Below are 24,105 nucleotides of genomic sequence, written 5' to 3' on the forward strand. Positions count from 1 at the left end.
TTAAATTCCAAATACCAAATCATCGTATCCAGCCCCAACCGCAAACCAAACGAACTACTCAAGGTGTCGGCAACCAAGGCACTCATCCTTTGCATTCACACACCCTGTCGGCAAGTTTCAAACTCGCCCTGCTTTCCCCGTTTTAGTTGACGTGGGGATGCTGCTTTCCTAGAATTTTCCTCTGTAGTAAAACCGACAACCCACAATAAATACCATGAGCGAAGAATGTAACAGCAATACCCCCGACTCAACACCTGGCCGTTTTGGCTGGAATGAGCTGAATGTGCCCGATGTTGAGGCTGCCAAGAAATTTTACGGCGAAGTCTTCGGATGGGAATCGGAAACCCAGCAGATGGCACCCGGGATGGAATACACGATGTTTAAACAAGGTGACCACATGATCGGTGGTCTCGTCAGCCCTCCGGGCGCTGAAAATGCCCCACCCTACTGGGCTGCCTACATCAACTCCAATGACATTGCCGCCGATGTGGCCAAGGCAAAAGCAGCGGGCGCCACCATCTTGTTAGAATACCTGGAGGTTCCCAACGCGGGAGCATTGGCATGTATCCAAGATCCGCAGGGAGCTGTGTTTTCACTGTGGAAGGCCTGTGAAAATGCTCAATGTGGTGTTTAATGCATTGTCTCAAGGTCCAGAAACGCCAATGGATGATCCTCCCCAGAACACTAGCCGGGTGGGTGCATAGTCATTCTGCTGTTATTCCCTCTGATTCCATTCCTTATTCCTTTCGCATGTTTCGCGTATTGAGCGGCTCTCCCAGGTTTCATCCCTCTGGTCCCCCTGCCCATGTCGCGTTCCCTCCGTGGCTTCTCAAACAATGAAAAACATCTTCATACTCACCGGTGCCGGGATCTCAGCGGAGTCGGGGCTAAAGACATTCCGCGATGCGGATGGACTATGGGAGGGGCATCGGGTCGAGGAAGTGGCGACCCCGGGCGCTTTTGCGGTCGATCCCGAGCTGGTGCACCAGTTTTACAATATGCGGAGGTCGCAGTTGCTTACGGTGGAGCCGAACCTTGCCCACCATGCCTTGGTCCGACTGAAACGCAGCTTTGAAGACCATCTGACATTAGTGACCCAGAATGTCGATGACCTTCACGAGCGGGCGGGTATGCGCGGTGTGATGCACATGCACGGGGAGCTTTTGAAAAAGCGCTGCGCCGATTGTGGCGTCGTTAGCGATTGTGTCTCGCGGCTCGGTATTCACTCGGTCTGTGAGGACTGCGGCCATCAGGGGACAATGCGCCCCCACATTGTCTGGTTTGGTGAGATGCCATTGCTGATGGACGAGATTCACGAAAAACTGGTGAAGGCTGACCTGTTTATATCGATCGGAACCTCGGGTGTCGTCTATCCGGCGGCAGGTTTTGCCGAGGAGGCCAAACGTCACGGTGCCCGCTTGATCGAAGCCAATCTGGTGGGCACCGATATTTCACCTGTTTTCGACACCCACCTTGAAGGCCCCGCCACGGAAACCGTGCCCGCGCTGGTGGAGAGATTGATCAAAGAGGCGTAAACCACGGCAGACACGGACGTTTCTTGGGTTGTGCATCCGTCGGTGGATGGCCAGCATGGGCAAGTCTGGTATTTACGCGTATTCCATTCCTGCCGTGGTTTAAACTTCACTATTCACCATTCACCCTTCACTATTCCCCCGTGTCTTACCGAATTTGCAAAATGATCGAGGTCGAAAACGGCCATCTGCTGTCCAAGCACCCCGACAAGTGCCGCTTTCCGCACGGGCATACCCGAAAAGTCGAGCTGGTTTTTGAAGCCGACACCTTGGATGAGCGGGAAATGGTGTTTGATTTCAAACTGATTGGTCGGATGATCGGGGATTTTCTCGAGACCTACGATCATGCCCTGTGTATGAATACGGACGATCCGAAGTTTGGTTTTTTCAAAGAGGCCTATGGGGATCGTATCATAGGTTTTGATGGTGAGGACCCCACAACCGAGGTGATGGCAAGGACGATTTACAATCACACCAAGGCATCGCTGGCTCGGTTTGTCGCCGATCCGGATACGGAATATCCAGTCAGGGCCGAGGTGAGGATCTCCAACATCCGCGTCTGGGAAACAACCTCATCGTGGGCTGAGTATTCGGAGTAGACTGGAACTGCGGATCTAACGTTAGGGATGAATTTTTCCTGGGTTGTGGGTTCATTTTTAACCGCGAAATATGCGAAAAGGCGCGAAGTTGATATGGCTTGGCTGGATAATTCATCCATTAACTATTCTAAATTCAAGTGTTGTCGAAGAGTCAGAAAAAAAATGCGACGGCGATCATCGCGGGCCAGACGTTTACGAGGATCGGTGACGTGCTGACCAATCCCAAAACGGTGCTCACCTGGTTGTTGTCGCAGTTGGGGACGACGGGATTTTTTATCGGGATGCTGGCACCAATCCGCGAGTCGGGGTCGATGCTGCCGCAGTTGTTTATCTCGGGATGGGTGAAACAGGCACGTAGCCGGAAGTGGATATTTGTCGGCGGAGCACTGGCCCAGGCGTTGTGTATTGCAGCGATGGGTGCATCGGCATTGTGGATGACCCCCAATCTGGCTGGTGGGGTTGTGATGTTTTCCCTGATAGCGTTTTCGCTCTCCCGGGCGTTCTGCTCGATCAGTTCGAAGGATGTGTTAGGAAGAACGATCCCAAAAGGATTCAGAGGCAGGGTCACAGGTGCATCGGCCACCATTTCAGGGATCATCTCTGCCATCGCGGCAGCAGGGCTTATCTTTCTCCGTGATTACGAAACCGCCACACTCCTGGCGTGGATCGTCCTCGCCTCCTCGACTCTCTGGGTGCTAGGCGCGGGGCTCTACGTCCTGGTTAGAGAGCCGATTCCAGAAACCGCTACGTCAGCACCCGATTCCGCGGTGCACGACCTGTGGAAACGCGTGGGAATGGTCGTGCGCGACCCCTTGTTCCGTCGGTTCATCATGGCCCGGACATTATTGTTAGGATCGGCACTCGCATCGCCTCTCATCGTGGTTCTGGCCCAGACAAAGGACGATAACCTGATGTCGTTAGGTGGTTTCGTTCTCGCTACCGCCGTCGCCACCTCGATGAGTTCGATCCTGTGGGGCAGACTCTCGGATAAGGCCAGCCATCTCACCATGGCGCTGGGAGGGATGGCCTGCGCTTTGACTGGATTTACCGCTATCTGCATGGCCGTCTGGATGCCGGCTACCGGAAAAACGCTTTGGCTCTGGCCGCTGACTTTCCTGCTTTTCAACCTCGGTTACAATGGTGTCCGCCTGGGCAGGAAAGTCTGGGTGGTGGATGCGGCGGAGGGAGACCAACGCACCGATTATGTCGCCACTTCCAATACGATCATTGCCGTGGCTATTCTGGTAATGGGCCTGCTGACCGCACCTTTGCAGTCGATTTCCCCCCTGCTGCCACTCGGGGTTTATTCCTTGCTGTGTGTGATAGGAGCTGGCTGCGCGACCACGATCAAACCGTGATCAACGGCTGGTGAGAACTTTTTAATGCTCCACCGGAACCCGGTGAAATTCTTCAGAAAAAGCCTCAGCCTCCGCTTGACTGATCACAATCAGATGCGCCACTGCGGATGCGTCCGCCCTTTTCCAAGAGCAGAAACAGAACCATGGCGATGAATGTTACCAGCGCATAAACCTGCCCGTCGTCCAGGGGTAACAGATCCGAGATGCGTATCTTGCCAAAATCGCCTATGCCCAGAATATTTGTTTTCATCCAAGGGTAACTCAGAGCGTAAGCGACACCGCCGGCAAGCATTCCTAACATGCCAACCAGTGCATGTAAGCTCCCCGTAGCAACAGCCGCAACACCGGTTCCCGGGCAGTATCCGTAAAGCGTCATACCGACGCCAAAGATCGCCGCTCCCAGCACAATCCCCAGAACGAGAGTGGGCTTGATGTGCCATCCTTCAGCGAGACCACTGGAAATCATCACAGACACACCGATCCCCCCCACCACCACAGCGGTGAACATGACTTTGAGAACGGTAAGATCCTTGAGACGGAAAAAATTGACAATCACATTATAATTCGTCACGCGGCCTTTATGCAGCAGCACTCCGAACAAGGCCCCCAACACGGCGGCTACGATAAGACCTGCCGTGGAGCTTGTTGAAATAGGTAAATTCATGGTAATTGGGTTTCTATGGGATTATTGTGTGTTTTTAAAAATCAGCCGGGCTGTGATGACACCCGAGACCACCATCACGGCAAAGAAAAGCCAGCCAGATGCAGCAAGCTGAAGTGATCCGCTGATCGCGTGTCCGCTGGTGCAGCCGCCAGCTAGACGGGCTCCAAATAAAATGATGAAGCCGCCGACAAAGGCCATGGCATAGCGCTTCGCCACCGAACCACCGAACCGAGCTTCCCAGACGGCTGGCACTTTTTCGATACGGAAACTCTTACTGGAAACCGCGCTTATAAACGCACCCACAGCCGTACAAATAAGGAACACGGTGCTGTATCCGAATTTAGGCAGTTTTTCCGACCAATACGCATTATCCCCCACGGTGTCCATCCCGACAAAAACCGCAGCCACCCAGCCGGAGAATTTCGATACCTCAGTCGACATCCCCATCGGTTTATTCACGAGAAGAAACGCCAGCCAACTCACGATGCCTATACCGGCACCGACGATATAGGGGTTCCATGACTCTCTGAGAAGCGGATTCCTTCCCAGCCCAGCATCCCCAGCCTCATGGCGCGGGCTTTCTGTCTTTTTATGTTGTTGCACAAGCCATGTATATTCGTTATTGGTTATATAGTCAAGTGAGAAAATACAATTATTGCAACGCGTGCAATTTTTGACTAGACTGGAAGAATGCCGAGGAAAAGTAGTCATCAACAATCCGGCTCCGCTGCCGCAGGGCCCATGGGCCGCAAGCTTATGGGGCGGACGGAGCTCGACCGGGTTTCGGAAATTTTCAAAGCGCTGTCAGAAACGACACGCTTACTGATCTTGAGAGAACTCAAGGACGGTACGATGAGCGTCGGCGAACTCGTTGCCAGGCTTGACACCTCGCAGGCCAACATTTCCAAGCAATTAAAAACCCTCCACGATGCGGGTCTGCTTGAGCGTAACAAATCAGGCAACACCGTGTATTACTCCATCAAAGAGCCGATGGTGCTGGATATGTGCAAATTGGTTTGTGACAAACTCAACCGGGATAGTTCGGCTGATGGCGGGATACATTTTGAGCTATGATCGCCGCTCTATAGTCCGGCACGGTTCCACTCTTCCCAACCCCCCTTGTAAATGGAAACAGAGTAACCGAGTTTGACGAGTTTTTTGGCAACTGCGTAGGCGTCCGGGCATTTTACGTTCTGGCAGTAGAGCACAATGATTTTCCTGGCGGCCACGGCGTCGTTCAAGTGCTTCTGGCGGTCACGGATGAGTTTGTCGTATTTCTTTAATGGCAGGTTGATCGCCCCGTTGATATGCCCTTTAAGGTAATAAAAGGCCGGCCTGCAATCGACGAGTAAAAGCCTGCCGGACTGATTCATCGAGAAGACCCGGTCGATATCGACACCGGTGATCTCACCGGTCTTGACTTTCCCTGCTGCATATCCAGAAACAGCCAGAACCATCGATACCCAGGCGGTTAGAGCCAAACAACTGATTCGGGGAATGAACATGAAGTGGAGTCTAGCCGGATTTAGAGATTCATTCCAATTTCTTATTTCAAAAAAAGCCCGAAGGAAATCACCTCCGGGCTTTGAGCATCTTTGAGAACGGATGTCTGTCAGCTTACGAGCTGACGCGCATCGGCATGATGACATAGAGAAATGAGCCATCGATGCGGACAACCCCCGGACTCATCCCATCGATGAGATCGAGGTAGACCGACTCTTCACCGAGATTCTTCAGTGGCGCCATCAGGAATTCAGGATTGAAGGCAATGGCAAATTCATCGCCATCGTAATCTGCGACAACGGGCTCCTTGGCCTCACCAATATCCTTGGAGTTCGCCTGGACATCGATATTGCCCTTGCTGAAGGTCAGCTTGACGGAGTTTGAGCTTTCGGAGGTCAACAGTGACACACGACGCACGGTGTTGAGGAACTCTTCACGGTTAATCGTGACGCGTTCCTTGCGTTCTCCCGGGATGACCTGCTTGTAGTTCGGGTAATTGCCTTCGATGAGTTTGCTGACTATAATACTGTCGCCGATTTCGAAACTGATCTGGTTGCCGCTGAGGCGAACCACGGCGTCACCTTCGCTGCCTAACATACGACCGAGCTCACTTACCGCTTTGGAGGGCACGATGATGTCCGTCTCATGGCTGGCTGGAAACTCGAGTTCGTTTTCGACCATCGCCAGACGACGTCCGTCGGTAGCGACAAAGGTCATTTTCCCCTCTTTGAAGGAAACATAAATACCGTTGAGCACATAGCGGGTCTCATCGGTGGAGATGGCGTAAGAGGTTTTCTTGATGGCATCATGCAGGATTCCCTGGGCAATCTTGAACTCAGTCGCATCCTCGAACTTCGGTAGGGGCGGGAACTCCTCCTGACCTAACCCGATGATTTTGAAGAAACTCGGCCCGCACTGGATACTGGCGTGATTCTTGGAATCAACGGACACCTGCACCTCGCTGGCAGGAAGCTCACGGATAATACTGACGAGGCGCTTTACAGGAAGTGTCGTGGACCCCTCTTTGTCGATCGTCGCGTCAACACTCCCGCTTACCCCTACATCAAGGTCCGTGGTGGTGAGCTTGAGCTTGCCGTCCACTGCCTCGATGAGAACATTGGAAAGAATAGGCAACGTGGCCCGTGTGCTGACAACGTGCTGAACCTGTTGAAGGGCATCGAGAAACGCTTCCTTACTAATAGAAAATTTCATTTTAAGGTGATGGGTGACTTGAGTATTCGTAATCGAGGGATGTGTGTGGGTCGAGATGCGGTCCTAGCCACTCTCTACTGCCGTTGACTTTGTCGTTTTTTTGCATCAAGGCAAGCTCTCTTTAACGAATCTTGAGCATTTTTCAACCAACTAATCAAGATCCTGCGTGAAAAAGAGCCTGCACCACCACATATAGTAGGCGGCAAGAAGGAGCAACGACAACATCCCTGCTCTATCCCCCCTATTTACGCTGGAGCATGGTCATCAGGATATCCACCGAGTCGCGCACTTGCGGTTCACTCTCGATACGATGCTTCACCTTCCGGCAGGCGTAGATCACCGTTCCATGGTCACGTCCGCCAAAGGCGTCACCAATTTCCACCAGGGAGCAGGGTGTCATTTTCCGACTCAAATACATGGCGATCTGGCGAGGGAAGGCAATATTGGAAGGGCGACGCCGACTGGTCATATCGGCGAGCCTGAGATCAAAGTGATCGGATACAACCTTCTGGATGGAGTCGATGTTCACACGCTTCTGGCCCTCTTCACGGAGAATGTCCTTGAGCAGGAACTCGGAACGCTCGACGGTGATCTGCTCCGTTCCCAATGATGCGTATGTCGCAATTCTAACAAGACCACCTTCGAGCCTGCGGACATTGCTCTGGATACGCTCGGCGAGCATCATCAGGATGTCATCGCTGAGTTTGACATCCCAGTCCTCCATCTTGCGTTGAAGAATGGCAAGCCGGGTTTCAATCCCCGGAGGCTGGAGTTCAACGGTAAGACCGCTTTCAAAGCGGGAAATGAGGCGCGGCTCGATGTTTTTGATTTCCGAGGCAGGCCGGTCTGAGGTGATCACCACCTGGCTTTGGAGATCAAGCAACTCGTTGAAGGTATGGAAAAACTCCTCCTGTGAGCGTTCCTTCCCGGCGAGGAATTGTATGTCATCGATGAGCAGAATGTCGGCACGGCGATACTTGCGGCGGAACCGCTCAAGCGAGCCCTTGCGGACGGTATCAATAAACTCGTTGATGAATTTCTCACAGGTCAGGTAAACGACTCGGGCCGACGGGTTCTCCTTCATGAGACGCTGGCCGATTGCCTGCATCAGGTGGGTCTTACCCAGTCCTGAACCACCGTGGATGAAAAGCGGGTTGTAAATGGCTGTCTTTGCCTGGGCAACAGCCATGCAGGCCGCATGGGCAAATTCATTGTTCTGGCCCACCACAAACCGGTCGAAACTGAATTGCGGATTGAGCCCGGCTGCCCTCAGCTTTTTGCGGACCTGTTCGCGGTCCGTCTCGGCGGATGACCGGGACACTCCTATTTCACCAGCGAAGGATGTTTGTGAGCCGTCGCTTCCTGCTACGGATGCATACCCGGATGCGTCCTCTTGCCCGTCCCAGGAAACAGGCTCGTTCTCCGACTCCACTTCTGTATCAACAGGCTCCGGTACTTCACTGACAACAACACGCATTTTACGCGGCAACGGCGATACCTGGGAAAGGGCCGATTGCACTTCGGGTAAGTAGTTCGTTTCGATCCACACCTGGTGCATGTCACTGGCCACTGCTAGAACGGCCTCGGTTTCGTTGACCTCCGTGAGAAATGCCGACTGGAACCAACGACTAAATGCATCACCGCTAACCAGTTTTTTCAACGTCCCTGAAACCTTTTCCCAAAGTTTGTTAAGATCCTCCTGCTCCCCTCCGCCCTCTTGGCGGGCTATTGGGGTATCGTTCACAGGCTGGACATCGAGGGATGCATTGATATTGCTCATTGAAGTTATTGAAAATTGATGGGTTGAAAATCGTCTTATGACGCTGGGGCCCAGATGCCAACCAGCTGGGATCAAATCAAAGTCCCTACAGGCCACATGATCAAAACATTTTAGCAGCTGTGAATTATTTCCCCAAAAAAGCCCCTATTCCACAATGGTTCCACAACAAATTTTTTAAAAATCTTGACCCGAAATTTAGTAAGCAGTGGTAAAATATTGCTCCGTAAATCCCCCTCATCAAATCCCGCTCCGTGACGCAATGCCCGCTGGCCGGAAAACGGCGGAACCCTCATAGTTCCTAGCTCTCAGGCGATGTCACCTTGGCCAGCGCACCGCCTAACAACCCGCATACCAGGGTCAGGCTGGCGTTCACCGGGAAGAACCACTCGGAGGCTAATTTGGGTCGGGAGGCGACAATGGACTTGGCAACATCCTCTAGCTGAAGGGCTGTAAAAATTTGAGGCAACTCAGGTCGGAACCATGAAACCAGGATAACCGACATCGCGGTGCCTATCAGCAATCCCATCGTGTTCACCCGGACCGGTAAAATAGCCGCTAACAGTACCCCGAGCAGCGGGCCGTATGTGTAGGCCACCATACCGAAGGCCAGACCAATCAAATCGGTGTCTTTATTGTGCGTATAGGCAGCCAGTAAACCAAGACCTGCCAGTGTCAAAATCCCCCCCCAAACACAGACGGCGATGCGTGATAAACGAACCATCGCCACACCATCCCCCTCGGTCTCCATTTTCCTCCGTCCATAGATGACCGACAGGCTGGTCTGGCTAAGCGCGGCGAGGATGGAGTCGAGGCTTGAAATCGCGGCTGCAAATGCACCGGCGAGTATCAGCCCGCTGACCCCGACCGGCACCTCCATGGTGATCCAGGTCGGGAAGACATAATTGGGCTCCTTGGCAAATCCGGCCGCCAGCTCCGCGGATGGCACGTGCACCTGGTACCAGGCAAACAATCCCGCTCCCACCGCCAGCATCAGGATCGTGATCAGAAGTGACACGCTGCTCCAGCACATCGCCTTACGGGCGTCCTTGATATTTCCGCAACAAAACATGCGCTGGGTATTGAGCTGGTCGACGCCAAAGGCGGTGAAGTTCTGGAACGGCATGGCTATCAGCGCCACCCACATCGTGTATTTCAGTTTGGGATCGGCAAAGGGGGTTGTAAAATCAAGCCAGCGCAGCTTGTTGACGTTCTCGCCGTCGACCACGATCTGGTTCAAACTGGCGATCTGCTCCCAGCCCAGGTGTCCCACCAGCAGGGTCAGTGCGAGTAACCCGCCAAAGATAAACAGGCAGAACTGCATCACATCCGTCCATATCACCGTTTGCATTCCCCCCATAAACGTCCAGAGGACAGCGACAGCACCAATGACAACGATACACAAACTCGCATCCATGCCGGTGACCACCTGGAGGATGATCGCGGTGACCAGAACACGCACACTCTGGCCAAGTATCGCACCTACCGAGAAAAGCCCCGTCACGAGTCGGCGCACACCCTCACCCAGTCGGTCTCCCATAAAGTCATAGGGGCTGTAGATTTCCTTTTCGTAATAAAGAGGCACCAACCAGTAGGCCACGGCGAAGCGGGCAATGATCGATCCCAGCCCCCATTGCAAATACGTCCAATCGCCGGACATCGCGTAGACACCTCCGGGGACACCGATGAAAGTGAGGGCGCTGATCTCGGTGGCGATCATCGAACCACTCACCGACCACCAGGGCAGTGTTTTACCACCGAGGAAGAAATCCTTGATATTTGCCTGCTTGCCGGAGAGCCGATGGCCGATCAGGGTGGTGATGATCATATAAGCCGCCACAACGGCCCAATCCCAATAGGTGAAATACTCGTGCACGTCCTTCATAGGCGCGGAGGCTATCAGGGTGACTGCACTCTTCAAACTCAAACTTCAACCCATGCCCTGCGCAGCCTTCTGGCGAAGCTGGGTGAAAACTTCAAACTATTTGCAAAAGAGTCTTGTCGTTTCCGCCCTGTCGATCATAACTCAATTCCAGATTAACGCAGCGTGGCCTCATCTGGAAAACATCTTACTCTCGGTATCATCCCAGCTCGCTGGGCTTCAACACGCTTCCCCGGCAAACCGCTTCATCCCATCGCTGGGAAACCGCTTGTCCAGCACGTCTGGGAACGTTGTCAGCAGTGTCACAACCTGGGTGCGGTGGTGATAGCCACCGATGACCAGCGGATTTACGACGCAGCCACCCAGTTTGGTGCCCATGCGGTGATGACCTCTGAAAATCACCCGACGGGTACGGATCGCATCGCCGAGGCCGCCGCCGCATTTCCTGAGTCCGCCTACCTGATTAATATCCAGGGCGACGAACCGCTGATCGATCCTGCGTTGATTGATCAACTCGCCACAGCTCTTCATCAGGACAGCGGTGTCTCCATGGCAACGGCCGCCAACCCGATCAGCGACGAAGAGCTCATCAACGATCCCAATGTGGTGAAGTGTGTTCTAGCACTCAACGGAGATGCCCTCTATTTCTCCCGCAGCCCGCTGCCGTACCGCCGGTCCCCATGCCCGCAACTCCAGCTCTACCGGCACAAGGGCATCTACGCCTACCGTCGTGATTTCCTGGAAAAATTCATCACCTGGCCCCCCTCCCCACTCGAACTCACGGAATCCCTCGAACAACTCCGTGCCCTCGAAAACGGTGCCCGTATCAAAGTCCTCATCACCAACGACGAATCCCCCGGCGTCGACACCATGGAACAAGCTCAACAAATCGAAGATTTGCTCCGATAATTTCACCATTCAACATTCCTAATTCACTATTCAAAATGCCCCAGCCTACCAAATATATCTTTGTCACCGGTGGTGTCGTCTCGTCACTCGGAAAAGGACTCGCAGCCGCCTCACTGGGCACCCTGCTTGAACACCGCGGGCTGTCCGTCATCCTGCAGAAATTCGACCCCTACCTCAATGTCGACCCCGGCACCATGTCGCCATTCCAACACGGCGAGGTCTATGTGCTCGACGACGGTGCAGAGACCGATCTCGACCTCGGCCACTACGAGCGCTTCACCAACTGCACCCTGACCCGCTTTAACAACCTGACCTCCGGACAGGTCTTTGAAAACGTGATCCGCAAAGAGCGAAAAGGAGAATATCTTGGTAAAACCGTCCAGTTCATCCCGCACTGCACCGATGAGATCAAGGCGCGTATCAATGACGTCGCGCTACGCTCTGATGCGGATGTCATCATCACCGAGATTGGCGGGACCGTGGGTGACATCGAAGGTCACTTGTTCCTGGAGGCACTCCGCCAGTTTTCCCTCGATGTCGGGCGCGACAACGTCTGTTTCATTCACGTCACCCTGTTGCCCAAAATCCGGGCAGCCGGTGAGATCAAAACCAAACCCACCCAGCAGTCCGTTGCCAAGCTCCGTGAAATCGGTATCCAGCCCGATATCATCGTATGCCGGACCGAGCATGACCTCGACGAAGACAACCGCTGCAAAATCGCCATGTTCTGTAACGTCGAGAGGAAAAACGTCGTGGCATTCCGAGATGTCGCCCACACCATCTATGAGTGCCCCATCGACTTGCGCCGGGACAAACTCGATCGCCTCGTCACCGATCGGCTAGGCCTGGAATCCAAGACACCCGATCTCCACGAGTGGCAGGATTTTGTCGATCATATCATCAACCCAACCCACGAAATCAAAATCGCTGTGGTTGGTAAATACATCGAACTTCAAGACGCTTACAAATCGATCTACGAATCCCTGACTCACGCTGGAGCGGCCCATGACACCCGTGTGGTGGTCGAGCGTGTGGAGGCGGAAGCCATTGAGAAAGACGGGGCCGCCGCCCACCTTGAAGGTATGGATGGCATCCTCATCCCAGGGGGCTTTGGCGACCGGGGCACCGAGGGAAAAATCCTCACCGCCAAATACGCCCGCGAAAACAACGTGCCCTACTTTGGCATCTGCCTCGGCATGCAGATCGCCACCATTGAATTTGCCCGCAATGCCTGCGGCTTGGAAAATGCCAACTCCACTGAATTCGACAAGGACACGCCCCACCCGGTGATCTCCCTGCAAGAGGAACAGCAAGGGATCAATGACATGGGCGCCACCATGCGTCTCGGAGCCAGCGACTCCAAAATCCTCCCCGGAACCAAAGCCGAAAAATTATACGGCACCGACACCATCAGTGAGCGCCATCGCCACCGCTATGAGTTCAACCCCGCCTACCGTAAGCAGATCGAAGCGGCCGGGCTCATCGTCAGCGCCGTCTCTGACCCCGAAGGCCTGGTGGAAATCGTCGAGATCGCCGACCATCCGTTTTTCATCGGTGCCCAGTTCCACCCCGAGTTCCAGTCGAAACCCAACCACCCACACCCGATTTTCGCCGGCTTCGTCGCCGCCGCGCTAGCTAGAAAATAACTCAAGTTTTAAACTCCACATACCAACACCATGACGATCGAAGAAAAAATCACCTCTCTCGGCTACACTCTCCCTGAAGCTCCCGCCCCGGCCGGCTCATACGTCAACTGCGTCAGGTCCGGCAACCTGCTCTTTCTCGCCGGAGGTATCCCACCCCTCGACGATGACACCTTCCTCGGTAAAGTGCCTACTGACACATCCGTCGAAACCGCCCAGGAAGCAGCCCGTGTGATCACTCTCAACCGCCTCGCCGTCGTGAAGGCTGAGATCGGCGATCTCGATAAAGTCACCCGCATCGTCAATGTGGGGGGCTTCGTCAATTCCGAGCCGGATTTCTATCAGCACCCCGCCGTCATCAACGGCTGCTCGGACCTGCTTGTTGAAATTTTCGGTGACAAGGGCGTCCACTCACGCACTGCCATGGGGGCCGCCGCCCTGCCGCTGAACGTCTCGGTGGAAATCAATATGGTTGTCGAAGTCGAGTGATTTATCTAGGATGGTGGAAATGATGTCCCCCCAAGCTCCAGCCGTCCTCCCGCCACAACCCAGACAGACCTCCGGTCTTGCTATTACCAGCCTGATTTGTGGTGTCGCCTCGTTCGTGCTCCTGGTAATCCCCGCCATTGTCGCCATCATCTGCGGGCATGTCGCCCGCTCCAGAATCAAAAAGTCCCATGGGGCATTGCAAGGCAAAGGTCTGGCACTCGCTGGTCTCATCTGCGGTTACGCCAGCCTTTTTCTAATCACAGCGACGATTACCACCATCGTCTACAACGTGAATGAATCCAAGCGGGTCAAGGCCGAGCAAGTTGCCGAGGAGATCAGGCGGGGAAAGGAAATCCATCAGTTGCTTCTGAAATATGAAGCCGACCATGGTCATTTCCCCCCCACCCTTCAAGAACTAGAGGACAAAGGCTATTGCCCCTCGATCAAAAGTCTGCAAACCATCCAGGGAAAAAACTGGACCTACTACCACAGCCAGAGCTCAAAATCTGATCCCAACATGTTAATACTCTGGGGTCATGACACCGATGTGATCATCTATGTGGACGGAACCACCGATAGAGCCCAAAGCTATTCCGCCCACATGACCGCCCTATCCCGGATGAGGCACAATGATTACGTGAACGAGTGAGAATACCCTCAACTCAGCAACCAGCCTATGCGGATAGCCAGGACAAGAAAGGTCAGGCAGAAAATGGCCTGGCTAATCCGCAGCCTCTTCTTGTCGTCATGGGACATCTGCACCAAGGCAACGAGCAGATTGTAGAAAAGAAAACCCAGCACCAGGAAAGTGGCTACTATCGAGCATAGAACCACGATACTTCCTCCTACGTTACCAAGACCGGCAATCAACGGCCAAACCAGGTAGGAGGATACCAGGTACTCATGCATTTCACGCGTCAGGGGTTTGACGCCGCAATCGTTGAGACTGGGGCGGCACTTTCTGGTTAATTTGAGAACGGGGTCCATTTCTGCGTTTTGGTTTGATGCTTCCAGTCTACCCAGATCGCGGCTACCGGCTGTTACAATACCATGCCCATTTTCCAACCGCCCACGCTACCGGGCGTAAAAACAATCATCACCTCTCAACTTGCATCTGCATGAATTCAAGGTAGATTATGAAGTTCCATCAGGATAAATTACCATGAAAGCCACTATAATGAATACCGTTACTGTCGGCATGACCATTGCCGCCCTTTCCGGCTTTGCTCTGCTGCCCGTATCCGCAGACGATGCCGCCGCCCCCGCCAAAGAGGCTCCCGACACTGTCGCAGCCAATACCACCACCCTCTACATTGTCCAGGTCACCGGCAAGGGCTGAGGCGTTGCCGGAAAAGCCAGTTTGGCGATCAAAACTCAAGAAGGAGTCAAAAAAATCCTCCTTTCCGGTCTTCGCGCTACTGTCCTGATGGAGGACGGCAGAGAGCTCGACAAGGAAAAGACCACCAAGGCTCTCGTAGCCCAAGGCCTTGGTCTTGCCTCCTTCGAGAAACAGGAATCCGCTGTTCCAGAGGCCGCCTACCTCCTCACCGTCACCGGCACCGGATGAGCCGACACCAACGAAAAGGCCCGTGTGGCCTTGGAAAAAATCGACGGCATCGCCGGTGCGTACGTTAATAGTGGTATCACCATCCACCTCGTCAAAGCCGGAGAGCTGGACAGGGAAACCATCGCCAAGACGCTTGCGCCATTCAAAATGACCATCCAGGAGGTCGAGCAGCTCGAGGGCAAACCATTCTAAGTCTTAAAAAACCACAACAGCGCGGTTGGCTCCCTATCAGGAGCCGACCGCTTTTTGTGCCACCAACAAAAATGGCGTGGTAGCCACGGCACCATCGCGTTGATAGAGTGAAACCCTGCAATCGAATCCAAGGCCGACTGCATGGGGGGGATCTGTGAAAAATGATTTCACGGCATCCGCCTCGTCATCCCCCCCCGCATGACCGGGATAGCACATGACCGTGAGAAGCCCCCCTTGTTTCAATTTCACCAACGCATCGCCTAACGCCTTGAGGGTTGAGTCGACCTGCGTTATTTGAGTCTTATCGCCCCCCGGGAGGTAACCAAGATTGAACATCACGGCAGAAAGCTCACCGGAAACATGTTTCGATAGCTCGGAATGACTTGCCAAATGAAGCTCATACACTGCATCATTGATACCCGACTCTGTTAGCCTTTGCCGACTAGAGTCAATCGCGGCACGCTGCACATCAAAGCCAATCACCTTCCCATACTCGCCTACACAGCGGGCAAGAAACAAGGCATCGTGCCCGTTTCCCAAGGTAGCATCGACAACCCTATCACCCGGTAACACGATCGCCGCAACACACGCGTGCGCCTTGGCGATCAAACTTCCTTCTATGGTGTAGACATCCACCATCAGGCCCAGTCGGGTGTTTCAAAACTCGCCAGTGAAAGATCCCCATCAAGATCACACTCACCGCATAGGTGCTGCGCAAAATGCTCTGCCACAGCCGGAGCCATCAAAGTGCCTTTTGATCCCAAACCGTTAAAAAATCCTACCTGCGGCATCGCAGGGTGAAATCCTATCAACGGGCGGCTGTTACGTATGATGGGACGAACTCCCGCCTCGTGCCCGATCACCTCCATCGGCACATCCCCCTCGTCCAGCCATGTCCTTAATTTTGTGATCACCTCGTTTTTTCCTGCTTCAGTCGGAATCGAATTCAAATGATTCCAATCGTAGTTCGCCCCGGCCTTCCACATGCCCCCTTCCCGCGGTGCCAGCCAACCGTTGCAATGGTAACGCTTCGTTTCATCAAGCCCACCAACCCACAGGCTGAGAACCTCTCCCTTGGCACTGCGATGGGGAATATGACTGAACCAACCGTTGTAGCCGTCGACACCCGACAGACCGTAGGCTCCCTGGCAAAGAATGATTTTCCCCGCAAAAACATCCTGCCATCTAACCATATCGTCTTCAAAGGCTACATCGTCCTCCGCAAACTCACCGTCCCTCCATGCGCCTGAATCAATGAGTTTATCTTTCACCACCTGAAGGAAAGCCAGGGTATCGAGCCAGGCACCCTGCGACATTTCAATCCCACCCAGCCCGAGTTTGAACGGCCCTTCGACTCGCGCCATCTCAAACGCCCACTGATCGTGATCACGGGCTTTTTCTTGCCACTTATCGCGCTCCTTTTCCGAGCTGAACAAACGGACCACGGGCGTTTTCCGATACAGCCGCCTGCCACTCACTTTTTCCAGGGCATGGTAATACGCCACCGCCTTGGGCAAGTATTCCTCCTGGCGCCACGCCGGGTTCATGCCCTTTCCTGTTAACGGGGTGACCAGCCCAGCCGCCACCCTCGTCGATGAACCCGCGTCCTGACGGTCCACCACCAAGACGGACTTTTCACGGTTGAGTAATTCCAGCGCTAATGTGCTCCCGGCAATCCCTTGGCCAATGATTAGAAAATCGACTTTCATCCAAACAATTCCATAACGTATTTATGCGAATATGGAAACACCAGATTTGACTCGAATTGTCCCCCTGCTATAAGTGCAGGTAACAACAAACATTCTAACAACATCATGCACATGTATTACATCGCCGAAACAGCCAAATCCTTTGAACAGGCGTCCGCCGACCTCGAGGTGTCCGTCAAAGATAACCAGTTCGGAGTTCTCCACATCCACGACCTCGGCGCGACCTTGCGCAGCAAAGGTATCGATTTTACCGAGGAATGCCGCGTCTTTGAAGTCTGCAACCCCGGACAAGCCGCCAAGGTATTGGCCACCGACATGCGACTCAATATGGCGCTGCCCTGCCGGATATCAGTCTACACGGAAAAAGGCAAAACCATGCTCGGACTGATCAAACCCGAACAGATGCTGGCTGCCCTGTCTGATGATCCCACCCTGATCCAAGTCGCCAAAGAGGTGGAGGCCCAGACCATCAAGATGATCGACGAGGCGAAGTGATATGGAAATATGGGGTGTGGACTTGTAGTCCGCGACTTCCTGTAGTGCGCCATGCTTTGGGTTGATCAGCGATTGGCAGCCGGAGACTGCAAGCCTCCACTCTATACAGCTCCACCTATTTAAAACCCGTCCACAGCCTCCCAGCCTTCACGCCCGCCCCAGATGCGTTGCCAGACCAGGGCAATGGCGGCCGGGTAGTTCACACCCAGGGGTCTCAACATCGGTGCCAGGGTCCGGCCTTCGCTGTCGCGGCTCATGTGCCACTGGAAAATAGGTTGCATGACCCCGTGGCGGGGGTCGCGGATTTCGGTGAACCGCATATCGACGATCACCAGGGTGCCATCATCGCCCTCGCGCGCTACCCAGTGCCCACGGGAAAACCACTTTAAGGCGTCCAGGGTCTCATCACCTTCGAAGCGGCTGGCCAGCTCGCGGTTTTTGGGGATATATTGATAAGTCGCATGCCCCACATCAAATGGCGACCAATAGGTCAGATAATACCCCTTTTCCGTCTCGATCAAACCACGCCACAGGATCGTGTTGAATGAACTGGGGGCAACGGCGACCAACTCAGCACCGGGGATTCTCCCGGCGAGTCCCCTTTGCATCTCCCGGCCGGCCCATTCTTTCATGGCAAAGCCGAAAGCGAGGTAGAGGCAGGATAACTCGATGGCCCAGGTCATGATACGTCTGCGTTTCAAGTAGTCCTTTACGTCCAGTCGGAGCGCTTTCACAATCCCAACCAGCAGTGGCAAGGTGAACAAGGGGTCGACGATAAAAAAAACATTCATCGCCAGCCGGTAGTTGGAAAAGGGGTCAAAAACCTGCGTCCCATAGGTGGTAAAACAATCGACCAACGAGTGGGTGCTCCATGCCCAGAATACCATCCATGCCATTTCCCTGGGCACGACTCCCCGCGCCTGGTAACGCCTGGCCAAGGGTTTCGCCAGCACCAGGCTCGCCAGGATCATCACGAGGATTGAATGCGATATCCCCCGGTGCCAGCGGATTCCCGCCGCTGCATCCAAAAATGGCAGCGCCACGATATCGAGGTCGGGAAGCGTCCCGAAAAAAGCCCCCCAGGCGGCACCGCGCCAGCCGAGTTTTTTTCCAAGGATCAGCTCACCGACCGCTGCGCCTACGACAGCTTGAGTCAGGGAGTCCACGGTTTGAAACCAATCGATCTAAGGTTAATCAATCACTTGAGCAGGTCGTCCACTTTCTGGGTTTTCGGGTCCCAGTAGGCAATGGCCGTGACCACCCCACGGGAATTCAGGGTGAGTATGGTTACTTTTCCATCCTGGGTTGGAAATGGATCGAGCAAGCCCTCGGCATCGGCGAGGATGATCCGATGGGCATACTTACGCATCTTCGGTAAGGCAAAAGTGCGGCCAATTCCGGGCATACCATGGATATTCGCCACATAAACCGCCTTTTTCCCCGGCAAATAGGCTGCTCCTTTTTCGTGCAGGACTTTGTTCGCTTTTTTCCCGGTCGACATATCAAAGGTCACCATCAGGTAGCGGGTTCCCTTGTTCAACGTGTATGCCTTGCCGTGTTGGTCAGCGGCTTTGAAGGGAGCTACGGTGTCCCCTTTCTGGTAGGTCTTCACCGCGACTTCCTGGGCCTGGGCGGTGAAGATGAAAAAGGGAAGAACCAGAAGCTTGATGAGGGTGTGTTTGTTCATTGGTGTTGTGGATGGATTTGCTAATTATGCGCTTGGTAGAGTAGATGTCAATGGGTGGATTATCTTGCCGCGGGTTGAATGAGATCGGGGTCGTCTTTTTTAAACGGTAGCCCGTCTTTCCTGATCCTATATCCTTCTTTTTCCGTCTCGGTATCGGCCTGATAAAGCACCACCGAGCCATCGGCACTCAATACAGGGATACCCGTCTTCCAGATGGCATCATCCCATACTTTGGTATCAGGGTTCCAACCTGGCACCAGCAAGGGTTGTGACGGCTCGGCATTGCCGTCGATCGTTCTGCCTTTGAAATAGGCCCAGCCATTTTCACCGGCTCGCAGCACTTCTTCCCGGGGAACCACCTTGTTATCGGGCAGGGAGCCGGAGCAGACCGAGGACTCCGCAATGTGGAAAATCTCCTCCGAATCCCTGCCCGCCGCGATGATCAGCTGGCCAAGGTATCCGTTCGATGAGCTCAAATCCAACGATTTTGCTTCAGGGTCATCAGCCATGGCTTCCGCTGACGGGAGCTCCAAATAATCTTTTTCAAACTCGACAAGCTGCTCGTGGATCAGGCGGGCATTGTTACAGTAACGAATGTAAGCCTCGGTCGGTTTCAGCTTCTGCTGGATAGCATACCAGGCCGCCCCGGCACCCAGAAGGGCGACAATCAGCATGCCTAACATTATTTTTTTCGGATTTAGTTTCATTGTGGTTTGGTGGTTATTTTGTTCTGAGAATCCTAACATAATCGACCAATGTTTTCACATCGGAGTCCGATAACAGCTCGTGTCCCGGCATGTCTGTTCCGGGGATGCCAAACTTGATCACACGGGCGAGCATGAGTCCGCCGTCATCGACAGAGGTAAAGGCAAACGGGCCATCAACCAGATTGGCTGGCGGCTTTGCCCACAGGCCTGCAAGCACTCCATCCCCCCTGCCCTGCCCGCCATGGCAAGACATACAGTGACTGCTGTAGAGTTCCTGTCCACGATCCGCCGACTTTGCGCGGGTGCTTGATGCCGGTGCCCAACGATGGATTGTTTGCTGCCGCTTGGCGAAATCATCTTCGTCGAAAGCAGCCAGAAACTCGACCAAGGCATCCCCGCGCTCATCTTCAAACAAGTGTGCATAGCTGGGCATGGTACTGTGAGGGCTGAGTGATTTGGGATCGATAAAGTGCTGTCGCATCCATCCTTTGGACCGACGTAGCCCCACTTGCAGTAAATCCGGCCCCTGGCGTCTGTTCCCGATGATCACCGGCGACTCCCTGGTGATCGTGCCGAGATCCCGGGCAGGCCCCCACAGGGTAACATCCCTTGTCTCCGGTCGCACATAACGCGAGTGACAATGGATGCAACCTTCACTGATATACACTTCACGTCCCAAGGAAATGGGATCGTTCTCGTTTGAGGGCCCTGATTTTTTACTCAATGACAACCATGCCACACACAAAATAGCGACCATACCACACACGATCACCTCTCGTTTGCGATCTTTGATAACACACCACACGGCGGGAAAAATCATCACGATACCTGCGACGACCACGAAGGCTTCAGGCACCTTATTCAAATCCTGGGCCATACCGATCCCCATGGCCGAGCCGAGCCAGCCGGCGACGGCAAACAACACAACCGCTCGCAGCGTGGCTCCTTGCTGCCCTAACCACACCGCCGGGTAAAGAATCAACGCCACCGAATACAACGACACCCCCGCAGGGTACAAATACCCGGCAATCGACCTGAGTCCATCCTCCGAGGCCATCAACCCGGCAACCCCCAGCAGGGCAAAGGCCGAGGCTAACACCAGGATGATCCGGCCACGTAATAACAACCAGCCGGAAAATACGGCGACCAACAAATGCACGATGGCATTCCTCCAGAGATAGGACTCACCCCAGGTGCCCAGCTTGATTTCCTGATTGTGCTGGATGATATAAAACGCCGCCGAATCCAGCCAGACAAGCATGGTAAAACAAACCACCCCGACCAGAAACAGCCGCATGCTCCTGGCCTTCCCCCTACCCGACTTGCCAGTGACCGGATGGATAGGAAGCAACCCCAACAAGAGCACAGCCGCAGCCGTTAGATAACACCGCGCAGATGGAGTGGCTTGAAAAATCCAGGGCAGATTGCTCAGCATGTAGGCCAGACCTGTTCCCAGACCTGCGCCGAGATAGACATGATCCATGAGTCGCCCTAGGTGGGCTGCCAACAAAACGGTCAACACGCCCAGCCCAAGGCCGATTCCCGCAGCAATCGCAATATGGACGACTGGATTGGATGGCGAAAGCACAGCCAACGGTGGCATCGCCGCACAAAACACCGCAGCCACCCTCATCATCGAAACCCATGAAAACATCTTCCGCAACGGCAGCACCAGAACGCTTCCAGCCATGCCGCCCAATGCCATCGCCCCCATCACCCCCTTCAATGAACCCGCTGCCAGCCCACGACTTTCCAGGATTTCTAAAAAGGAAAATTGCGCGAAGATGAGGAAGTAAAAATACACTCCCGTCACCCAGATAACGCCCTGTAAAAACCCTCTCATCGTTATTTTTCCGACAGGTCGAGCCAACTTTTCTTCAGTCCCGTGATTTGAATACCTGCGATCACCAGATCGGTGAGCAGCACCGTGAGCCATCGCATTTCCCAACCAACTCCAAAGATTTTCCAGGTTAGAAAACAGGCGACCGATAGTCGCACCAGCGCGGTCACCCGCCACTGCATTTTCCAACCCGCCGCATCCTCACGCTTGACCAGGAAATAGGACACGCCCACCGCCATGACAAAAATCCCGACAAAGGAAATCATGTCAGCAGGCTCGGGAATGTCTTTCATGCCCATCAAATGCAGCGTCCACACCGGGGCCAGCACCAGCAGAATACCCGTGCTCGCATCGCAGGCACCTACTGCCCATTGAAATAGTTTGAGTTTATTGTTCATGATTTGTTAGTTGTAAAAACCCCGACCACCAGCGGAAAGATGCCCATAACATCACCAGCCCGCACACCACCCTGAGGAGGTAAATCTTTATCATGCCCTCGCCCTGCATGATCACAAAGCCGGCATCATTTCCCTCGTTCCATCCGGAATACCACATCAGCACAACGTATCCCGCCACCGCCAACTGCCAGTAGGCAAATTCACGTTCCCTGCACAGCAGCCGACCGCACTTCTCCGGCAGCACCTGCCCCATTAACAGCATCAGGAAACTGGAGCAAAATCCAGCCATCGCCACATGAGAATGAGCCACCAGACCATTGGTGAATTTCAAATGGTCGAGCCAGCCTGGAAGAAAGCTCAGCCAACCTGTTAGGATCAGCAGCAGCAACCATGCCATCGTTGCGTGACTCCATTTTAATACCCCTGGCCGCCAATTCCAAAATTTGAAATACACCGGCATCAGCGGCATCCAGATAACCAGACTGCCAAGCCCGAGAATTTGCTCTAGCTCGCGGTGTGAGCTATTGCCCTGCTTCATCAGCATGACTAACAGAGTTTCCAGACCAAATGCCGACCAACAAAGTTTCGCCCATCGACTCAAGCCGTCGCGTTTTTCACAGCCACACATCATCGGCAGGATCAGCAGTAAAAACAGGATGGATAGCGTCGATCCCAGTAAACTCACACCCGTGGGGCCACCCGTATCGGGGTTTACAGGCGGGTAAATGTCAGGACCTGTTGCAAGATAAAGCGTCACCGGAATGGGCAACAGTCCCAGCAGACCCAGGAGCCTCATCCTGTTTCCTGGTTGATGCTTTCGCTGCCACCACGCGACCGCTAACAGCACCCATAGACCCGACATCACCGCCACAAAGAGGTAACATGACAGCCCTTTCCAATCGAGAAAGATCTTGCCGCTACTCACCCCGGACAACCATGCTCCGCAGCCCATTACCAGCGCCATCGACCACAGCCAGACGACGGAACGGGCATATGCACCGACCACTGTCTCATGCACCCGGTAGACGTACAACAACACCCCCATCAGCGGCAAGCTCACCCAGCCGTAGAGGTGGATATTGAGGTGCAGAGGCACCAACCTTCCGTAGGTCCACTCCCCCAGCAGTAATCCCGTTTCGGGAACCACTAACAAGACGGCAAGTAAAACACCGATCACATTGGCGAACAACATCCAGCCCAAGGCATGGGTGGATGCCGACAGCACCGCCGGGTGATCCGGTATTTCAGGTTTCGCACTCATCTTGCTATTCAACCGATACCACACCGTTGCTAACCGTGAGGACACGGTCGGCGCGCTGGGCGAGTTCTTTGTCGTGGGTCGCCATCACCAGCGTGCCGCCTTCGCTTTTCACCAGTTCGAGTAAAAGCGAGAATACCTGCTCACGGCTCTTTTCATCGAGGGCACCTGTCGGCTCGTCGGCGAGGATGATATCGGGGCGGTTCATCAGTGCCCGGCACAACGCCGCCCGTTGACGCTCGCCGCCGGAAAGATCCTGGATACGGTTGTTCACCCGGTGGCCAATGCCCGTGCGCGCGACGAGCTCATTGAACCGCTCTTTGGCAACAGCGGATTTGATACCGGCCGCGACACAAGGGATCATGCAGTTTTCGTAGAGTGTCAGGTCGGGGATCAGGTTGTGAAGTTGGAACACAAACCCGATCCGCTCACGCAGCATCCGGGTTCTCCGGGCTTCGGTGTCCAATGCCTTTCCCTCGACCAACACCACTCCGCTGTCGGCGAAATCAATGCCTGCGAGTATGTGGAGCAAGGTTGATTTGCCACCACCCGACGGGCCGCAGAGTGCGACGATCTCACCTTTTTGGATTGTCAGGCTGGCACCATGAAGCACCTGGATTTTTCCGTCCTCGTAGCTTTTGGTGACATCGCGCGCATCGATCAGAGTATTTTCCTTCTTCATCG

The 24,105-nt window shown here is 54.3% G+C and carries 30 protein-coding genes; 14 read left to right on the plus strand and 16 right to left on the minus strand.

The genetic code is table 11. The features are described from left to right. Positions 1-214: 214 nt before the first annotated feature. From H7A51_05275 to H7A51_05290, 4 genes are all read left to right on the plus strand, one after another. Entirely contained in the window at positions 215-634 is a 420-nt protein-coding gene (locus tag H7A51_05275) for a VOC family protein (GenBank protein MCP5535632.1), read from the plus strand. A gap of 202 nt (positions 635-836) precedes the next feature. After that, entirely contained in the window at positions 837-1,535 is a 699-nt protein-coding gene (locus H7A51_05280) for an NAD-dependent deacylase (GenBank protein ID MCP5535633.1), read from the plus strand. A 161-nt stretch (positions 1,536-1,696) separates the two neighbouring features. Further along, positions 1,697-2,131 (plus strand): 6-carboxytetrahydropterin synthase, encoded by a 435-nt coding sequence (locus H7A51_05285; GenBank protein MCP5535634.1) that lies wholly within the window; start codon positions 1,697-1,699, stop codon positions 2,129-2,131. 137 nt (positions 2,132-2,268) lie between these two features. After that, positions 2,269-3,489 (plus strand): MFS transporter, encoded by a 1,221-nt coding sequence (locus tag H7A51_05290; GenBank protein ID MCP5535635.1) that lies wholly within the window; start codon positions 2,269-2,271, stop codon positions 3,487-3,489. 64 nt (positions 3,490-3,553) lie between these two features. On the opposite strand, the gene H7A51_05295 is transcribed toward H7A51_05290, so the two are convergent. Both H7A51_05295 and H7A51_05300 read right to left on the minus strand, forming a co-directional pair. Then, positions 3,554-4,153 (minus strand): YeeE/YedE family protein, encoded by a 600-nt coding sequence (locus tag H7A51_05295; protein ID MCP5535636.1) that lies wholly within the window; start codon positions 4,151-4,153, stop codon positions 3,554-3,556. 21 nt (positions 4,154-4,174) lie between these two features. Further along, positions 4,175-4,864, minus strand: a complete 690-nt coding sequence (locus H7A51_05300; GenBank protein MCP5535637.1) for a YeeE/YedE family protein — start codon at positions 4,862-4,864, stop codon at positions 4,175-4,177. Positions 4,865-4,894: 30 nt separating this feature from the next. Between H7A51_05300 and H7A51_05305 the strand changes: the two genes are divergently transcribed. Further along, complete coding sequence (locus H7A51_05305) at positions 4,895-5,227, plus strand: winged helix-turn-helix transcriptional regulator (protein MCP5535638.1); 333 nt, start codon at positions 4,895-4,897, stop codon at positions 5,225-5,227. Positions 5,228-5,235: 8 nt separating this feature from the next. Here the strand turns inward: H7A51_05305 and H7A51_05310 are convergent, their stop codons facing one another. The 4 genes from H7A51_05310 to H7A51_05325 all read right to left on the minus strand — a co-directional run bounded on the left by H7A51_05310 (position 5,236) and on the right by H7A51_05325 (position 10,530). Next, complete coding sequence (locus H7A51_05310; GenBank protein MCP5535639.1) at positions 5,236-5,658, minus strand: rhodanese-like domain-containing protein; 423 nt, start codon at positions 5,656-5,658, stop codon at positions 5,236-5,238. Between the two features lie 112 nt (positions 5,659-5,770). Then, the gene (dnaN, locus tag H7A51_05315; protein ID MCP5535640.1) at positions 5,771-6,868 is read right to left on the minus strand and encodes a DNA polymerase III subunit beta; all 1,098 of its coding nucleotides are present in this window, start codon (positions 6,866-6,868) and stop codon (positions 5,771-5,773) included. Positions 6,869-7,109: 241 nt separating this feature from the next. Then, positions 7,110-8,648, minus strand: coding sequence for a chromosomal replication initiator protein DnaA (gene dnaA, locus H7A51_05320; GenBank protein ID MCP5535641.1), 1,539 nt, complete (start codon positions 8,646-8,648; stop codon positions 7,110-7,112). Between the two features lie 298 nt (positions 8,649-8,946). Continuing rightward, positions 8,947-10,530 (minus strand): hypothetical protein, encoded by a 1,584-nt coding sequence (locus H7A51_05325; protein MCP5535642.1) that lies wholly within the window; start codon positions 10,528-10,530, stop codon positions 8,947-8,949. A 162-nt stretch (positions 10,531-10,692) separates the two neighbouring features. On the opposite strand from H7A51_05325, the gene kdsB reads away from it, so the two are divergent. The 4 genes from kdsB to H7A51_05345 are packed head-to-tail and all read left to right on the plus strand — an operon-like array spanning position 10,693 to position 14,217. Next, on the plus strand, positions 10,693-11,436 hold the full coding sequence (gene kdsB / locus H7A51_05330; protein ID MCP5535643.1) for a 3-deoxy-manno-octulosonate cytidylyltransferase: 744 nt from the start codon (positions 10,693-10,695) through the stop codon (positions 11,434-11,436). Positions 11,437-11,471: 35 nt separating this feature from the next. Then, positions 11,472-13,082 (plus strand): CTP synthase, encoded by a 1,611-nt coding sequence (locus H7A51_05335; protein ID MCP5535644.1) that lies wholly within the window; start codon positions 11,472-11,474, stop codon positions 13,080-13,082. Positions 13,083-13,112: 30 nt separating this feature from the next. Next, entirely contained in the window at positions 13,113-13,568 is a 456-nt protein-coding gene (locus H7A51_05340; protein MCP5535645.1) for a RidA family protein, read from the plus strand. Positions 13,569-13,587: 19 nt separating this feature from the next. Then, positions 13,588-14,217: a DUF4190 domain-containing protein gene (locus tag H7A51_05345; GenBank protein ID MCP5535646.1), complete on the plus strand. Its 630-nt coding sequence runs from the start codon at positions 13,588-13,590 to the stop codon at positions 14,215-14,217. An 8-nt stretch (positions 14,218-14,225) separates the two neighbouring features. Here the strand turns inward: H7A51_05345 and H7A51_05350 are convergent, their stop codons facing one another. Beyond that, the gene (locus H7A51_05350; GenBank protein ID MCP5535647.1) at positions 14,226-14,555 is read right to left on the minus strand and encodes a hypothetical protein; all 330 of its coding nucleotides are present in this window, start codon (positions 14,553-14,555) and stop codon (positions 14,226-14,228) included. 175 nt (positions 14,556-14,730) lie between these two features. Between H7A51_05350 and H7A51_05355 the strand changes: the two genes are divergently transcribed. Genes H7A51_05355 through H7A51_05365 form a run of 3 tightly spaced genes read left to right on the plus strand, consistent with a single transcriptional unit; the run spans position 14,731 to position 15,327 of the window. Next, a complete protein-coding gene (locus tag H7A51_05355) occupies positions 14,731-14,907 on the plus strand; it encodes a hypothetical protein (protein MCP5535648.1) in 177 nt (58 codons plus the stop codon). A 21-nt stretch (positions 14,908-14,928) separates the two neighbouring features. After that, a complete protein-coding gene (locus tag H7A51_05360) occupies positions 14,929-15,135 on the plus strand; it encodes a hypothetical protein (GenBank protein ID MCP5535649.1) in 207 nt (68 codons plus the stop codon). Between the two features lie 24 nt (positions 15,136-15,159). After that, positions 15,160-15,327: a hypothetical protein gene (locus H7A51_05365; protein MCP5535650.1), complete on the plus strand. Its 168-nt coding sequence runs from the start codon at positions 15,160-15,162 to the stop codon at positions 15,325-15,327. A gap of 36 nt (positions 15,328-15,363) precedes the next feature. Here H7A51_05365 and H7A51_05370 read toward each other — a convergent pair whose 3' ends face one another. Together H7A51_05370 and H7A51_05375 are read right to left on the minus strand one after the other, a co-directional pair. Continuing rightward, a complete protein-coding gene (locus H7A51_05370) occupies positions 15,364-15,966 on the minus strand; it encodes a methyltransferase domain-containing protein (protein ID MCP5535651.1) in 603 nt (200 codons plus the stop codon). Next, the gene (locus H7A51_05375) at positions 15,966-17,036 is read right to left on the minus strand and encodes an FAD-binding oxidoreductase (GenBank protein ID MCP5535652.1); all 1,071 of its coding nucleotides are present in this window, start codon (positions 17,034-17,036) and stop codon (positions 15,966-15,968) included. Before H7A51_05375 ends, H7A51_05370 begins: the two co-directional genes overlap by 1 nt. Before the next feature lie 111 nt (positions 17,037-17,147). On the opposite strand from H7A51_05375, the gene H7A51_05380 reads away from it, so the two are divergent. Continuing rightward, entirely contained in the window at positions 17,148-17,531 is a 384-nt protein-coding gene (locus H7A51_05380; protein ID MCP5535653.1) for a DUF302 domain-containing protein, read from the plus strand. Between the two features lie 119 nt (positions 17,532-17,650). Here the strand turns inward: H7A51_05380 and H7A51_05385 are convergent, their stop codons facing one another. The 4 genes from H7A51_05385 to H7A51_05400 are packed head-to-tail and all read right to left on the minus strand — an operon-like array spanning position 17,651 to position 21,408. Continuing rightward, a complete protein-coding gene (locus H7A51_05385) occupies positions 17,651-18,697 on the minus strand; it encodes a metal-dependent hydrolase (GenBank protein MCP5535654.1) in 1,047 nt (348 codons plus the stop codon). A gap of 32 nt (positions 18,698-18,729) precedes the next feature. Continuing rightward, positions 18,730-19,218 (minus strand): hypothetical protein, encoded by a 489-nt coding sequence (locus H7A51_05390; protein MCP5535655.1) that lies wholly within the window; start codon positions 19,216-19,218, stop codon positions 18,730-18,732. A gap of 59 nt (positions 19,219-19,277) precedes the next feature. Then, positions 19,278-19,925 carry a hypothetical protein gene (locus H7A51_05395; GenBank protein ID MCP5535656.1) on the minus strand — a complete coding sequence of 216 codons (648 nt, stop codon included), beginning with the start codon at positions 19,923-19,925 and terminating at the stop codon, positions 19,278-19,280. A 13-nt stretch (positions 19,926-19,938) separates the two neighbouring features. After that, on the minus strand, positions 19,939-21,408 hold the full coding sequence (locus tag H7A51_05400) for a cbb3-type cytochrome c oxidase subunit II (protein MCP5535657.1): 1,470 nt from the start codon (positions 21,406-21,408) through the stop codon (positions 19,939-19,941). On the opposite strand from H7A51_05400, the gene H7A51_05405 reads away from it, so the two are divergent. Beyond that, positions 21,407-21,721, plus strand: coding sequence for a hypothetical protein (locus H7A51_05405; GenBank protein MCP5535658.1), 315 nt, complete (start codon positions 21,407-21,409; stop codon positions 21,719-21,721). The genes H7A51_05400 and H7A51_05405 overlap by 2 nt on opposite strands. A 49-nt stretch (positions 21,722-21,770) precedes the next feature. Here the strand turns inward: H7A51_05405 and H7A51_05410 are convergent, their stop codons facing one another. The 3 genes from H7A51_05410 to H7A51_05420 are packed head-to-tail and all read right to left on the minus strand — an operon-like array spanning position 21,771 to position 24,103. Further along, on the minus strand, positions 21,771-22,163 hold the full coding sequence (locus H7A51_05410; GenBank protein ID MCP5535659.1) for a hypothetical protein: 393 nt from the start codon (positions 22,161-22,163) through the stop codon (positions 21,771-21,773). Further along, positions 22,153-23,424 (minus strand): hypothetical protein, encoded by a 1,272-nt coding sequence (locus H7A51_05415; GenBank protein MCP5535660.1) that lies wholly within the window; start codon positions 23,422-23,424, stop codon positions 22,153-22,155. The genes H7A51_05410 and H7A51_05415 overlap by 11 nt, the downstream gene beginning before the upstream one ends. A gap of 4 nt (positions 23,425-23,428) precedes the next feature. Continuing rightward, positions 23,429-24,103 (minus strand): ABC transporter ATP-binding protein, encoded by a 675-nt coding sequence (locus tag H7A51_05420; protein MCP5535661.1) that lies wholly within the window; start codon positions 24,101-24,103, stop codon positions 23,429-23,431. Between the last annotated feature and the right edge of the window lie 2 nt (positions 24,104-24,105).

This window comes from Akkermansiaceae bacterium (assembly GCA_024233115.1).
In the GTDB taxonomy this organism is placed as follows: domain Bacteria; phylum Verrucomicrobiota; class Verrucomicrobiia; order Verrucomicrobiales; family Akkermansiaceae; genus Oceaniferula.